Raw genomic sequence first — 13,830 nt, forward strand, 5'->3', positions numbered from 1 at the left:
AGTTAACCCAGTAAGCCACTGTACCAGCCTAAAAACAGTAGTGAAAAACCACTCAGATACAACAAACCGGCCCAGCTAAGCAGCCTTAGCGGCCAGCTAAGAACTATGGCACCTTCACCGCGCATCAGGCTGTAGTTAAGCCAGGCAAATACCGGTGTGGTTAAAAACGCCAGCGTCATGGCAAAGGTTAACATAGGCGCCAGAGCTGCTTTAAAAAACAGAATCATTGCCATACCACAGGCGGCCTGGGCAATAAGCCAGTAATTCAGGGCCGCCGGGTGCTTAATCCAGCCCAGTTGGACAAAAGAAGCATGCAAAGTGCGGGCATAGCCGTCCAGCACGGTAATAGTGGTGCCAAACATACATAAAAAGGCAATCAGCGCTACCAGTGGCCGCGCCCAGTCGCCAATAGTGCTGGCATACATATTCATTAATTGTTGGGCAAAGGCGCTGCCTGCCAGTGCAATCGGTTGCTCACTGCCATATTGCACCAGGGCCCCCAAAGATAAAAACACCAGCGCCAGCGCGGCGGTAAGCCAATAGCCGAGATTAAAATCAAACAACCCCTGAGCCCGAGTGATATGAGTATGGCGCTGCTTGGCTTTTAACCACAGCGAACTGATAGCCGATATTTCTATCGGGGCCGGCATCCAGCCCATCAGTGCCACCAGAAAACCCAGACTGGCCAGAGTCCAGGGCGATGGGCCAACGTAACCCTGCGGTGCCTGGGCGCCGTTGTGCCAGGCTACTGCTGCCGCAATCAACGTGGTCAATGTCAGCAGTATCATGATCAGCTTCGACACATTATCCAGCGCTTTGTAATGGCCCAACAGCAAAATCAGCAAACAGGCAGCCAGTATACTCCAGCACAATAAGGTTAACGACAAATTGCCCGGCAGCGCATATTGCAACAGGCTGGCGGTTAGCAGCAGTACCCCGGCGGTATTCACTACAGCCGCAATAATATTCAGCACAATAAAACTGTAAAAATAACCGCGCCCCTTACGCTGATACCCCATCAGCAGGCTCTCTTTGCGGGTTAGCGTGTATTCAACCCCAAAACGGAAAAACGGATACTTCAGCACATTAACCAGCAAGATCAACCAGGCCAGCTGCCAGCCAAATAACGCACCCGACTGCGTAGACGCCACCAGATGCGAGCCGCCAATAGCTGCAGTAGCCATTAAAATACCGGGGCCAAGCGCCTGCATACGGCCGCGCCAGCCATAATTTTCCTGTTGCATAGGGTGTTCTTAATTCAAACGTCAGTGCGCCCCAGCTTAGCCAAAGCCACAGCTAAATACTATCCGGCGTAAGCTTTTTTCCGCAGCCAATTGGCAAGCGCCTGCAGATATTCCATACTGGCGCAACTATAATGCAATGCGCAAAAGCAATACTGAGGCATTTATGAGCGACGAGCTGCTCGATCAGGCCATGCTGTTTGAAGTGGTAGAAAACCAACTGGCCGATAATTACCCGAAACAAGTTACTGAAACCTTAATGCGCCTGCGCATGACCGGCCACAGCCGGGAAGAAGCCATAGAGCTGATCGCCTGCGCCTTAGCGCCTGAAATGATTGATGTGATTGAGCATCAGCAAAGCTTTAATTTAGAGCGCTATGCCGCCCATCTGGCGCAATTGCCACAAACACCCTGGTTGGGAGAAGACGCATGACAGAGGCCACTATTGTTCACCAGCCACAACAGCAGCGTTTTGTTATGACTCTCGAAGGTGCAGAAGCGGTGCTGGATTACCGGTTAACCGGCAGCCAGATTAACTTTCACCATACCTTTGTGCCACCGGCGTTTCGGGGTAAAGGCCTGGCAGAAAAGCTGGTGCGCCACGGCCTGGCATGGGCTAAGGCACAGCAGTATCAATTGCAGGCCAGTTGCTCTTATGTGCAGAAGTTTTTGCGCTAGCTGCTACCTGGTTTTACTGCATCAGCCGGTTACCGGCGTTATAAGCCGTCGCAGAGCAGGCAGTCGCGACTTGTGTTTCATCTGATATTAAGGACACTATCATGTTATCGCGCCTTACCCTCGCTTTGCTGTTAAGCTCGGTTATATTAACCGCCTGCGATAAAGCACCACCCAGCACAGCCGCCAGCGGCAATACTACCGCACCAAGTGCAAGTGCCGCCATACCGCAGTACAGCGCAGAGCAATTTTTTGCCACTAAAACCTACCTGGGCAACGACATTAACCATAATGCCAGCGCTCTGCTGGTGGCGTCTGACGAAAGCGGCGTGTTTAACCTGTACCGGGTTAGCCTGGACGGCAAAGACTGGCAGCCGTTAACGCAGTCGGTTAGCGATCCGGCCTTTCCCGTTAGCTGGTTTCCGCATGATGATCGCCTGCTGTACACCGCCGATCAGGGTGGCAACGAGCTAAACCATATTTATCTGCGTGAAGTTGATGGCACCGTGCGTGATCTTACCCCCGGTGATAAACTTAAAGCCGCTTTTGCCGGCTGGCATGATGATGGCAGCTTTTTTATTACCAGTAATGAGCGCGATGCGCGGTTTTTCGATTTATATCACTACAACGCCACCGACTACGGCCGTAAGCTGGTGTATGAAAATAACGACGGCTACAGCATTGATGCCGTTAGCAAAAACGGCCGCTATCTGGCATTAAGCAAAGAGCGCAACAACGCCGATAACAACCTGTTTTTAATCGACTTACAGGCAAAGGAGCCCGCCGCTACGCTGCTGACAAAGCACGACGGTAATATTTCACATAACGTATATGGTTTTACCCCGGACAGCAGCACTTTGCTGTTTGGTACCGATGGCAACAGTGAGTTTGTTGAAGCTTACCGGTACAACCTGGCAAATGGTGAAACCAGCCCCTATAGCCAGGCCGAATGGGATATCAGCTTTATTTACTTCAGCGATGACAACAAATATCAGGTACAGGGTATTAATGCCGATGCCTCTACCGTAATCAGCATTACCGAGCAGCAAAGCGGCCAGAGCCTGCAATTACCGCCACTACCCGCCGGCGATTTACGCGGCATAACGTTTTCGGCCGACAGCCGGTACCTGAGCTTTTACCTGAATGCGGACAACAGCCCGTCAAATTTATATGTCTGGAAACTGGGCGACAGCCAGGCTCAGCGCCTGACCCAGGCACTGGACAGCAGTATTGATGAAAGCAATCTGGTGCAAAGCCGTGTTGTGCGCTACAACAGCTTTGACGACTTAACCATACCGGCGTTGTTGTATCAACCCAAGCAGGCCAGTGCCACGGCCAAAGTACCGGCACTTATTTGGATCCACGGCGGCCCCGGCGGCCAGTCGCGTACCGGCTACAGCCCTGTTATTCAGCATCTGGTAAATCAGGGCTATGCCGTGTTAGCCGTAAATAACCGCGGCTCATCGGGTTATGGCAAAACCTTCTTTCATCTGGACGATTTACGCCACGGCGAAGATGATTTACAAGATATCGTTTATGGCAAAAAGTATCTGCAAAGCCTCGACTGGGTAGCGGCAGACCGCATCGGCGTGATGGGCGGCAGTTATGGCGGCTACCTGACTATGGCCGCCATGGCCTTTACCGACGAGTTTAAGCTGGGTATTAATATTTTTGGTGTAACCAACTGGGTACGCACGCTGGAAAGTATTCCGCCATGGTGGGAAGCATTCCGTGAGTCGCTGTATGCTGAACTGGGTGATCCGGCAGTAGACGGTGAACGCCTGCGCCGTATTTCTCCGCTGTTTCACGCTGACAAAGTGAAAAAACCGGTGCTGGTCGTGCAGGGGGCCAATGATCCGCGGGTACTGCAGGTAGAAAGCGACGAAATGGTTGCCGCCATTCGGGCTAACAACGTACCGGTAGAGTACGTACTATTTCCGGATGAAGGCCACGGCTTTTTGAAAAAGAGCAATCGCATTACCGCCCAGCAGGCTTATCTGAGATTTCTGCAACAATACCTGTAATACCATCACAGGGGCCCACCGGGCCCCTGCTGATTTAACTCTGGCAAACAGTTTGCATAATATTAAGCGGAACAGCCAAAGGGCTAGAGGCCCGGAGTAGTAACTGGTTATGCAGCTATTTGTAGAACGACACAAAGCGATACTTAAAGCCAGTATGCAAGGCGTGCTGGAACATGAACAAAAACTGCAACAATTGGACGACTGGTGGGGAAAAGTAAGCCTGATAGGCAAAATTAACAGTTTACGCCTTGGCTCTGACATTCTTACCAGTATGGACATCACCAAGCAGCGCTTTAATCAGCTACAACACACCCTTATTGATAACCTGCTGCAGGAACAAACTAAAAAAGTGCTGCTGCACGACAATGCCTGCTGCCAGATGGCAATAGATGTGTTAATCCGCAACCTGTTTGAACGCACTGCCGATATTGGCTTTCTGGCGACAGATCAGCAAATCTGTCATTTTATGGCTCAGCCCATGGCTGACGAAGCGCTGCAAAACCGCTTACACCAGCACCTGCAACATTATGTAGCCAATTACTCTGTTTACGATGATGTGGTGTTATTAGGCCTGGACGGCACTATTTTGCTGCGGCTAAACCAACAGTATAAGCAAACCCACTCGGCCGATCCGCTGCTGCAACACAGCCTTGAGCGCGGCAGCAATTACACCGAAACCTGCCGCTACAGCGATTTACAACCCGATAAAAGCTTAAGCCTGATTTACTCACAGCCGGTATACAGCGATGCCAGCCAGCCGTTTGGCGTATTGTGCCTGTGTTTTAATATCGCAGATGAGCTAAACACCATTTTCAGTAAATTACTGGCAGCAAACCGGCACAGTATTTTAGCGCTGGTTAATGCAGACGGCACGGTAGCTTTTAGCTCTGATCCGGTGCAACTGGCTGCTCAAACCAGAGTTGCAGTGGCAAATTATCTGAATGTACAGCAGCACGGGCACCACAGCTACCTGGTGAGCTTTGCCAACAGCCGCGGTTATCAGCAGTATTTTGGCCCCGGCTGGCAGGTACAAATGTGGACACCGCTACAACAACTTGCCAACAGTAAGGTCAACGCCGGCAATACAGACAGCCCCTCAGATGGCCAGCTGTTCCCTGCGCTGTTGGCAATCAAGCGTGAGTCTATGCAGGTTAATGATGAACTGAGTTTAATCGTGCTAAACGGCGAAATTGCCGCTGCGCGCAAAGAGGCTATAGAGTTTATTCCGGTACTCAACGCCATAAGAGGTATAGGGCAGAATATTTATCAGGTGTTTTCCTCGTCTATCGACGAGCTGGGCAGCACAATTATGCACAGCCTGCTGCAGGAACTCACCACACTGGCAGAACTGGCGGCCGACATTATGGATCGCAACCTGTACGAGCGTGCCAACGACTGCCGCTGGTGGGCACAAAATGCCAGTTTTCGCCGGGTTTTAGCCCAAAACACTGTAGATGCTACACAACGACAAGAATTATCAGCAGAGCTAAGCTATATCAATAACTTATATACCGTGTACCATACTATTTATCTGTATAACGCGGCACAGCAATTAGTCGCCATTTCCACTGCCGGCACCCACATTACTAACATTGACGATAGCACCGGCGCCGCCGGTTGCCTGCAACTGACCCAGCCGCAGCAATACAGTGTCAGCGCTTTTGTGCCCAGCGCCCTGTACCGGCAGCAGGCTACTTATATTTATAATGCGCCATTGTTCCACCCGGCAGAACCAGAGCAGGTTATCGGCGGTATAGGTCTGGTGTTTGACAGCACGCCCCAATTCAGGGCAATGCTGATTGATATTCTCCCCAAAAATGAGCAGGGCGACATTAAAACGGGCTACAGCGCCTGTTATGTTGATAGCGCCGGCAAGATTATTTCTGCCAGCCACGACAACTGGCAAATCGGCGCCCGGCTACCTTTACCGGCAGCCTTATACCAAAGGGCGCTGCAAGGCAGCATAACAGAGCAGTGTGATATAAATGGCCAGCGGTATCTGCTGGCAATAGCACCGGCTAACGGTTACCGCGAATACAAAACCAGTGACGGTTATAAAAATGTGGTATTTGCCTGTCTGTTGCTAAATTATCACTGAGCCGGTGCCGCACTCTGCAGATAAAACAATCTACAAACCATTAACCTTGCGCTATAGTACGCCACAGTATTAGCACCAACAGGAGTCCGGTGTTGCAAACCAGTCAGTTGCTTATTCAGTTAATGTTGTATGTGTTTCTGCCGCTTTGGGGTATCGCCGGTTTTGTTGACTGGTGCTGCCACCGCGCCACCCGTATTGAACATACCTCAGGCTTAAAAGAGTCACTTATTCACTCATTAATGGGTGTGCAAATGGCTGTGCCGATTTTGCTTTGCCTGCTGTTTAAGGTAAATGTGCTGATTATGCTGATATGCCTTGCCGCCTGGCTGGCACATGAAGCCGTAGCCCACTATGACGTACATTACGCCGCGCCCAAACGCCATATCAGCGTGTGGGAGATGCACGCACATAATTATTTAGCCACCTTGCCGCTGTATATGTTGCTGTTAATTGCCGTGATTAACTATCCGGTAGTGGTGAAACTGCTGACATTTAACTGGCAGGGTGAGTTTTATTTCCAGCGTATGCCCTATGCCCATGGCGGCGACGCTTATCTGCCGTATTATCTGAGCTTTATGGCAGTGGTGTGCGTGCTGCCCTATATGGAAGAAAACCTGCGCTGCCTGATAGCCGCACTGAAGCAGCGCAAGGTGCACGCATGAGTGTGTATATCAACAGCACAGGCCACTTTTTACCCGGCCCGCCTGTAAGCAATGATGAAATGGAGCCGCTGTTAGGTTTGGTACATGGCAAACCCAGCCGCTTAAAGCGGCGTATTTTGCAGTCTAATGGTATTCATACACGGCACTATGCTATCGATGCCAGCCACAACACCCTGTTTTCTAATGCCGAAATGGCGGCACGGGCAGCAGAGCATTGCTTAACCGACAGCTTTATCGGCAAACGCCAGGTTAAAATGTTAAGCGCTGCCACCAGCCAGGGCGACGTGGTACTGCCGGGTTTTGGCTCTATGCTGCAGGCCGAACTGGGGCTAAACGACATAGAGCTGTACAACAGCCACGGTATTTGCTCCGCCAGTATGATGGCACTAAAAGCCGCCTTTACTAACCTTAAAGCCGGTGAACAGCCCAATGCGTTAGTAGTAGCCAGTGAGCTGACCTCACGCTTATTTAAAGCCAGCCGCTATGAAGCCGCCGGTACAGAACTGGATTTTAACGCCGAGTTTCTGCGCTGGATGTTATCCGACGGCGCCGGTGCCTTGCTGCTGGAAAGCCAACCGCGCGGCAGGTGTTTTCGTATTGACTGGATCCGCAGTTTTTCGCATGCCGATGCCTACCCGGTATGTATGAGTGTGGGCTACCCAACAGACAGTAACCACAGCCAAAGCTGGCAGGATTACGCCACTTACACCCAGGCCGAAGCGGCCGGTGCACTGCTTATCCGCCAGGATGTACGCCTGCTGGAAAACATTGTTAAATTGGGGGTGGATGGTTACCTGCGTTTAATTGCTGAGGGCCGGGTACAGCCAGACAAAGTAGACCATGTACTGTGCCATTATTCATCGCATTATTTTCGCGGCAAAATCTTCGATATGCTACAGCGCGCCGGTGCTGGTATCGCCGAACATAAGTGGTACAGCAATTTGTACAGCCGCGGCAATACCGGCTGCGCCTCTATTTTTATTATGCTGGACGAGTTTCGCCGCACGCAAAACTATAAAACCGGCGATACCATTATCTGTATGGTGCCGGAAAGCGGCCGCTTTAATAATGCCTATATGCAATTAACGGTAGTGGAGGCCTGAATGACAGAGCGCCTATTAAGCCCGCAGGGCCAACAATGTTTACAGGCACTGATGCGGGTATGGTTTGAATTTGAGCGCCAGCTTGGCCGGGTGCCGCTGTTGCAGCGCTTAGAACGCGGCCAGTTTAGTAAAGCCGATTACTGCCAGCTACTGCAACACTGGCGCCAGCAGGTGATTGAAGGCTCACGTTGGATCAGCCGCTGCGCCTCAAGCTTTGACCGCGATTACAGCGACGTGCGCTCAACCATTATCGGCCACGCCCGTGAAGAGCACCGCGACTATGAAATGTTAGAACGCGATTATGTTGCCGTCGGCGGCAGCTTAACTGACATTCAGCAGGCGCCACGTAATATCGGCACTGAAGCACTGCACGGCTTTTTAATGTACCGCGCCGGTCAGCCAAATCCGGTCGATTTAATTGGCGCCATGTGGATTATTGAAGGCCTGGGGCAGAAAATGGCTAACAGCTGGGCGGCGCAAATCGACAAGGTTACCTGTGGTGATGGCAGCTATACCCGCTTTATGCGTTACCACGGCACTAACGATGACGGGCATATGCAAAAGCTGTATCAGCTGATAGACCGCCTGTGCCAAAGCCCGGCGCAACTCACGGCCATAGTGCGCACTGCCCGTGTTACCGCCAGGCTGTATTGCCTGCAACTGGAAGAGGTTGAGCATGAGTACTGAGCATCACACCGGTAACCGCCATAGCCCAAGTGCCTATTTAAAGGCCATTGCCAACGATAACTCGCTGCCGATAGAACAAGCAGCGCTGGACTTATGGCTAAAAGACTTACAAAACCCGCTACGCTGGGGCGTGCGGCCATTGCTGCAGTTTATTTTTGCTATTTTGCTGCATATCACCTGGTTGTTTAAACGCCTGCCGTTGCCGCAATTTAGCGCGCATAAAAGCCTGCAAAAGCTGATTTGCTGGTTTTGCAGCCATTTTGTCAGCAAAGAGGCCAATTTACTGATTTTGCGCCACTACGCTACAGAATCTAATGTACTGAATTTTCTTGCCGCCAATAGCCCCAATAGCGGTTTCACCCCGGTACAGCTGTATCCTAAATGCATAGCCGATATGCAACACGCCAGCTTTGTTGAACATGACCAACAGCTGTTTCGCTTATTCGCAGAGCTTGGCAGCTGGCACCACCCTAAACAACCGTTACAAGCGGGCGAGCTTAACTGGCAGCACTGGCAAAGCATTGATATGGCGCAGTTTGAACTTACAGAAAAACACACCCAATGGCTTGATTTTGAAAGCGCCCATGCGCTGTTTATGTGTTTATTTTGCCTGCTGCTAACGCGCGAAGAATACCGCGATGCCATTAACGGCTTTAACCTCGACCAGTCGATTGCTATCCGCATCGGCGACTTGGTTGGCGATAACAGCCTGCGTGAAATGGCCTATAACAAATTTCCACATTATTTAGTCGGGCCATGGAATTTAGGCCAGCGCTTTTTAATGCATGGCTTTTTTACCGAGCAGCTGTATGCCTATCTGGAGCAACAGCGCATACAACAACAGGCCTGAGCAATGAAAGCCGTAGCGCTGGTGACTATTCACGGCATGGGCGAAACCCAGCCGGATTACGCGGCCAAACTCTTTGCCCGGTTGCGGCAAACCGTTGCCACTGCGCAGCTATACTGCGGCACCGTGTATTATCAGGACTTACTGCAGTACAACGAGCAACGGGTATGGCAAGCTACAGGTTCACGCCTGCGCTGGAGCAAACTGCGCCGCTTTATGTTATTTGGCTTCGCCGACGCCGCAGCGCTGGAACACCGCAAAGAGCAACCCCATAGTTTGTATCATTACAGCCAGCTGAAAATAGCCCGTGCACTGTATCTGGCAAAGCAGCAGTTAACCGCCGATGGTAAGCTGGTGTTACTGGCGCATTCTCTGGGTTGCCATGTATTGTCATGCTATTTATGGGATGCGCAGCAAGCCAAAGCCGGGCTGAAACCGGCAGCCGGCATTTGGCGCGATATAAAGCGCTATCAGGCAGCTATCAGCGGCGATAGCCGGCTAACTGATGAGGATATTGCGTTCTTGCGCGGTGACCGTCTGGTTGGCCTTATTACCACGGGCTGTAATATTCCAATCTTTGTTGCCGCCCACGCTATGGAGCAAATTATTCCATTCCCTAAGCCCAACAATGTTTTTATCTGGCATAACTACTACGATAAAGACGACGTACTGGGCTGGCCACTGGCCGATTTATCAGACGGCTATGCCGCACTGGTCAGAGATATTGAAATTAATGCCAGCGGCGGTGGTTTTTTCAGCTGGCTCACCGCCAGCTGGAACCCGCTGTCGCATAATCTGTATTGGCAGGATCACGCTATTGTCAGAGCACTGAGTGCACAGCTGGCAGCTGCACTGCCAACTGTGCACGGGGTTACACCTTAACTTTATAGCCGGTGTGGAAAATCCAGCAGATTACTGCAATACAGCTGGCCATAAACAGCAAAATCATTGCCAGGCTCAGGCCAACATTCACATCTGCCACGCCGTAAAAGCTCCAGCGAAAACCACTGATTAAATACACCACCGGGTTAAACAGCGTTATTTGCTGCCACAGTGGCGGCAGCATACTGATAGAATAAAAGCTGCCTCCTAAAAAGGTTAGCGGTGTGATCACCATCAGCGGCACTATTTGCAGTTGTTCAAAGCTGTTAGCCAGCACGCCAATAATAAAACCAAACAGGCTAAAGCTAATGGCGGTAAGTACTAAAAATGTCAGCATCCACAGCGGGTGCATTATGCTGAAATCGACAAAAAACTGCGCCGTAAACAGGATTATTAACCCAAGCAAAATAGCCTTACTGGCTGCCGCGCCGACATAGCCGAGAATAATTTCCACCGCCGACACCGGTGCCGATAAAATCTCGTAAATGGTACCGGAGAATTTGGGCATATAAATACCAAAAGAGGCATTCGATGTACTTTCTGTCAGCACCGTCAGCATAATTAAACCGGGCACAATAAAGGCCCCATAGCTGATGCCGTCTATCGCTACCATCCGTGAGCCGATAGCAGAGCCAAACACAATAAAATACAACGAGGTAGATAACACCGGCGAGGCGATACTTTGCATCAGCGTGCGCCAGGTACGGGCTAACTCAAACAGGTAAATGGCTTTAATGGCGTAAACATTCATGCGGCATCTCCTACCAGGCCAATAAAAATATCTTCCAGCGAGCTTTCTCTGGTGTGCAGATCACTAAACTCTATGCCCTGAGTATTCAACTGGCGTAACAAGCTGGTGATAGTGGCCTGCTCCTGCTGCGCATCATAGGTGTAAATAAGCTGGTTATTATCCGCCGATAACTGTAACTGGTATCCGGCCAGCGCCACCGGGATTTGCTGCAATGGTGTGGTTAATTGCAACAGCAATTGCTTCTTACCCAGTTTTTGCATCAGGCTGGTTTTGTCATCGACCAGGATCAACTTACCGGCCCGGATCACGCCAATACGGTCGGCCATATCTTCGGCTTCTTCAATATAATGGGTGGTAAGAATAATAGTCACGCCACTGTCGCGTAGCCGGCGGATCATCTGCCACATATCACGGCGCAGCTCTACGTCTACCCCGGCGGTAGGTTCATCCAGAAACAAAATTTGTGGCTGATGCGCCAGCGCTTTGGCTATTAATACCCGCCGTTTCATACCGCCGGACAGCGTCATAATTTTGCTGTCTTTTTTATCCCACAACGATAAATCGCGCAGCAGTTGTTGCAAATAGGCCGGGTCAGCCGGTTTGCCAAATAAACCCCGGCTAAAGCTAACGGTATCCCACACCGTTTCAAAGATACTGACCGATAACTCCTGCGGCACCAGGCCGATACGCTGGCGTGCCTTGCGATACTGTTGCACTATGTCCAGGCCGTCTACCAGTACAGTGCCCTCACCCGGGTTCACAATGCCACAGATAATACTGATTAAGGTCGTTTTGCCAGCCCCGTTCGGCCCCAGCAAAGCGAAGATTTCACCACGGCGGATTTCCAATTCAATGTTTTGCAACGCCTGAAAACCGGACGGATAGGTTTTGCTTAAGTTGTTTACCTGAATAATAGCTTGCACTTTACCCCCTATAACCTTGAAATTGCCGCTAACAGTTTAGCTTAATCCCTGCCAGAAGCTGGCAGTAGTAAAACACCATCAGAGGCTATTACCTCAAGCTAAGTTAAGGTCAAGAAAAAGAACGGAAAAGAGAAAAATGGGTCGGAGCTAATAATCACCAATTCTTATTCAAATAACTGAAATATAATGAATTAACTAAGATTAACTTTAATTGCCTCCCCCCCCTTTCTCCCGCGTGGTTAATCCAAACGAATCATACCAGGCATACAAGTTGATTCACTTCCAGCCGAACTTGCCATTCGTTCGAAAAGGTAACGTGCCGGTGGCTTACCGACTGCTTTTCGGAACATGGTGATAAATCCGCTGGCGTTCTCATAGCCAAGCTCCAGTGCCACCGTTTGTACGCTTTCTCCTCTTGAGAGGCGCTGAATTGAGAGGATGACGTGCAACTGCCGGCGCCAGCGGCCAAAACTCATTCCAATTTCTTGCAAAAGCAGTCGGCTCATGTTTCTTTCGCTCATACCAATACGATTAGCCCATTCACCTAAAGACGATTTGTCAGTCGGATCGGCTAGCAGCATTTCTGCAAGCTGCCGTAGTCTGCGTTCGCGAGGCATCGGCAAATGCAGATCTTCTACAGGAGCCGCAGACAATTCATCCAGCAGCGTTGCTATCAATCTACCTTCGGAGCCATCGGTCAGGTATAGCTGGGGGAAACCCGCGACTTTCATGAGTAGTTCGTGCAAAAGTGGTTCTACTGAAATCGTGCAACAAATTTTCGGAAGCGCAGGCGCAGCCTCTGGTTCAACAAATAAACAGTAGCATTCCGTATCTCCGGAGCCACGGGCGGAATGCGGTAAATTACCCGGGATCCATACCGCACAACGTGGCGGGACAATCCACATCCCATCCTCTACCTCGCAGTTGAGCATACCTCTTACGGAGTAGATCAATTGTGCTTTGCGGTGCTGGTGTTTCTCCTGCTCCCAACCTTTAGACACCATAGATGCGCTCAAAGAGACTACGGGCCGGGGGATGCTATCAACATCGAAGGGAGCAACAAAATCCAGTGAGGGTTGGCGTGACATGGTTTTGACTGAGCCTCGGCTTGAAGGAAAACATTAAATGGCAGGTTTGAACAATATTATGACCAACATTCGCAATGCAGTCTAATGCACAATCAGGTAATTTTGGGCTAACCAACCGTGCTGGTGTGTTGCTGTTAGAGGTTTCCCGCTGATGTAAATACTTTTACTTGTCGGTGAGGCTATCGACAATTGATGAAACCAAACTTTGGAAGGAATATTAATATGCGAATTGATGCTGCACAGTTCCCCTTTGTGTGGATACAAATGGCTGCTCCTGGCAAGGATCCAAATGTATCCCCATTTACAGAGTTCGAAGCTCTGCTTGCCCGTCAGGAGGTCTTTGTCCTCTTGAGCGATGAAAGCACTATGCATGGCGAACATGAACATTCGCCTGAAGAGATGAAACAGATCACACGCTGGATGAAAGCCCACAAGAGTGAATTACGGGCCTTCGTCAAAGCATCAATCCACATTGAACCAAACAAGGTCAAACGTCTTGCGGCCAAAACCTTCGCTATCGTATATGAAAAATTCTGGGGCTATCCTTTGATGATGGCATCCTCGAAGAAAGACGCTTTAGCGACAGCGCAGAAATTGCTGTCAGAAGAGTAAATGCTTTTCCACACGGGCGTATTCGTGATGACGGGCGAATGGTATGGCAAGCCGGCGTTGACGAGCCTTACCGTAAAGTATCTACTTTGTTGACCCGGCCGGATTTGAGGTAGAGTTTGTTGAGTATCTAAGTGATATACCGGCCGAGCGCAACTTAAACCAGGAAAAAGCACGTAAGGAGGCAGTATGAAAATTCTTGCTTTTGCCGCCAGTAATAATCCGCAATCTATTAACCAG

General features: G+C 50.5%; 14 protein-coding genes. 10 read left to right on the forward strand and 4 right to left on the reverse strand.

The window, feature by feature from the left end; genetic code table 11:
• Window positions 1-2: 2 nt before the first annotated feature.
• Window positions 3-1,244, reverse strand: a complete 1,242-nt coding sequence (locus J3B89_RS20285; protein ID WP_215399460.1) for an NRAMP family divalent metal transporter — start codon at window positions 1,242-1,244, stop codon at window positions 3-5.
• 163 nt (window positions 1,245-1,407) lie between these two features.
• Here J3B89_RS20285 and J3B89_RS20290 point away from each other — a divergent pair, with 163 nt between their 5' ends.
• The 9 genes from J3B89_RS20290 to J3B89_RS20330 all read left to right on the forward strand — a co-directional run bounded on the left by J3B89_RS20290 (window position 1,408) and on the right by J3B89_RS20330 (window position 10,219).
• Window positions 1,408-1,674 (forward strand): hypothetical protein, encoded by a 267-nt coding sequence (locus J3B89_RS20290; protein ID WP_215399461.1) that lies wholly within the window; start codon window positions 1,408-1,410, stop codon window positions 1,672-1,674.
• Window positions 1,671-1,919 carry a GNAT family N-acetyltransferase gene (locus tag J3B89_RS20295; RefSeq protein WP_215399462.1) on the forward strand — a complete coding sequence of 83 codons (249 nt, stop codon included), beginning with the start codon at window positions 1,671-1,673 and terminating at the stop codon, window positions 1,917-1,919. Before J3B89_RS20290 ends, J3B89_RS20295 begins: the two co-directional genes overlap by 4 nt.
• A 101-nt stretch (window positions 1,920-2,020) precedes the next feature.
• A complete protein-coding gene (locus J3B89_RS20300) occupies window positions 2,021-3,940 on the forward strand; it encodes an alpha/beta hydrolase family protein (protein WP_215399463.1) in 1,920 nt (639 codons plus the stop codon).
• 109 nt (window positions 3,941-4,049) lie between these two features.
• A complete protein-coding gene (locus J3B89_RS20305) occupies window positions 4,050-6,038 on the forward strand; it encodes a hypothetical protein (protein ID WP_215399464.1) in 1,989 nt (662 codons plus the stop codon).
• An 89-nt stretch (window positions 6,039-6,127) separates the two neighbouring features.
• Window positions 6,128-6,700, forward strand: coding sequence for a diguanylate cyclase (locus J3B89_RS20310; protein WP_215399465.1), 573 nt, complete (start codon window positions 6,128-6,130; stop codon window positions 6,698-6,700).
• On the forward strand, window positions 6,697-7,803 hold the full coding sequence (locus J3B89_RS20315; protein ID WP_215399466.1) for a beta-ketoacyl-ACP synthase III: 1,107 nt from the start codon (window positions 6,697-6,699) through the stop codon (window positions 7,801-7,803). The genes J3B89_RS20310 and J3B89_RS20315 overlap by 4 nt, the downstream gene beginning before the upstream one ends.
• Window positions 7,804-8,490, forward strand: coding sequence for an iron-containing redox enzyme family protein (locus J3B89_RS20320; protein WP_215399467.1), 687 nt, complete (start codon window positions 7,804-7,806; stop codon window positions 8,488-8,490). It begins immediately after the preceding gene.
• Window positions 8,480-9,340, forward strand: coding sequence for a DUF6999 family protein (locus tag J3B89_RS20325; protein WP_215399468.1), 861 nt, complete (start codon window positions 8,480-8,482; stop codon window positions 9,338-9,340). Before J3B89_RS20320 ends, J3B89_RS20325 begins: the two co-directional genes overlap by 11 nt.
• 3 nt (window positions 9,341-9,343) lie before the next feature.
• On the forward strand, window positions 9,344-10,219 hold the full coding sequence (locus J3B89_RS20330) for a hypothetical protein (RefSeq protein ID WP_215399469.1): 876 nt from the start codon (window positions 9,344-9,346) through the stop codon (window positions 10,217-10,219).
• Here J3B89_RS20330 and J3B89_RS20335 read toward each other — a convergent pair.
• The 3 genes from J3B89_RS20335 to J3B89_RS20345 form a co-directional block, all read right to left on the reverse strand.
• Window positions 10,209-10,970, reverse strand: a complete 762-nt coding sequence (locus J3B89_RS20335; RefSeq protein WP_215399470.1) for an ABC transporter permease — start codon at window positions 10,968-10,970, stop codon at window positions 10,209-10,211. The two genes, J3B89_RS20330 and J3B89_RS20335, sit on opposite strands and share 11 nt — an antisense overlap.
• Window positions 10,967-11,893, reverse strand: coding sequence for an ABC transporter ATP-binding protein (locus tag J3B89_RS20340; RefSeq protein WP_215399471.1), 927 nt, complete (start codon window positions 11,891-11,893; stop codon window positions 10,967-10,969). The genes J3B89_RS20335 and J3B89_RS20340 overlap by 4 nt, the downstream gene beginning before the upstream one ends.
• Before the next feature lie 239 nt (window positions 11,894-12,132).
• Complete coding sequence (locus J3B89_RS20345) at window positions 12,133-12,981, reverse strand: AraC family transcriptional regulator (RefSeq protein WP_215399472.1); 849 nt, start codon at window positions 12,979-12,981, stop codon at window positions 12,133-12,135.
• Between the two features lie 222 nt (window positions 12,982-13,203).
• On the opposite strand from J3B89_RS20345, the gene J3B89_RS20350 reads away from it, so the two are divergent.
• On the forward strand, window positions 13,204-13,593 hold the full coding sequence (locus tag J3B89_RS20350) for a hypothetical protein (RefSeq protein ID WP_215399473.1): 390 nt from the start codon (window positions 13,204-13,206) through the stop codon (window positions 13,591-13,593).
• Window positions 13,594-13,830: the final 237 nt, after the last annotated feature.

It is taken from the genome of Rheinheimera oceanensis (assembly GCF_018831085.1).
GTDB lineage: Bacteria > Pseudomonadota > Gammaproteobacteria > Enterobacterales > Alteromonadaceae > Alishewanella > Alishewanella oceanensis.

What these genes read in the sequence shown, in the direction of transcription:
- J3B89_RS20285 (WP_215399460.1), bottom strand. Translation starts at nt 1,244, where the DNA reads ATGCAACAGGAAAATTATGGCTGGCGCGGCCGTATGCAGGCGCTTGGC.
- J3B89_RS20290 (WP_215399461.1), top strand. Translation starts at nt 1,408, where the DNA reads ATGAGCGACGAGCTGCTCGATCAGGCCATGCTGTTTGAAGTGGTAGAA.
- J3B89_RS20295 (WP_215399462.1), top strand. Translation starts at nt 1,671, where the DNA reads ATGACAGAGGCCACTATTGTTCACCAGCCACAACAGCAGCGTTTTGTT.
- J3B89_RS20300 (WP_215399463.1), top strand. Translation starts at nt 2,021, where the DNA reads ATGTTATCGCGCCTTACCCTCGCTTTGCTGTTAAGCTCGGTTATATTA.
- J3B89_RS20305 (WP_215399464.1), top strand. Translation starts at nt 4,050, where the DNA reads ATGCAGCTATTTGTAGAACGACACAAAGCGATACTTAAAGCCAGTATG.
- J3B89_RS20315 (WP_215399466.1), top strand. Translation starts at nt 6,697, where the DNA reads ATGAGTGTGTATATCAACAGCACAGGCCACTTTTTACCCGGCCCGCCT.
- J3B89_RS20320 (WP_215399467.1), top strand. Translation starts at nt 7,804, where the DNA reads ATGACAGAGCGCCTATTAAGCCCGCAGGGCCAACAATGTTTACAGGCA.
- J3B89_RS20325 (WP_215399468.1), top strand. Translation starts at nt 8,480, where the DNA reads ATGAGTACTGAGCATCACACCGGTAACCGCCATAGCCCAAGTGCCTAT.
- J3B89_RS20330 (WP_215399469.1), top strand. Translation starts at nt 9,344, where the DNA reads ATGAAAGCCGTAGCGCTGGTGACTATTCACGGCATGGGCGAAACCCAG.
- J3B89_RS20335 (WP_215399470.1), bottom strand. Translation starts at nt 10,970, where the DNA reads ATGAATGTTTACGCCATTAAAGCCATTTACCTGTTTGAGTTAGCCCGT.
- J3B89_RS20345 (WP_215399472.1), bottom strand. Translation starts at nt 12,981, where the DNA reads ATGTCACGCCAACCCTCACTGGATTTTGTTGCTCCCTTCGATGTTGAT.
- J3B89_RS20350 (WP_215399473.1), top strand. Translation starts at nt 13,204, where the DNA reads ATGCGAATTGATGCTGCACAGTTCCCCTTTGTGTGGATACAAATGGCT.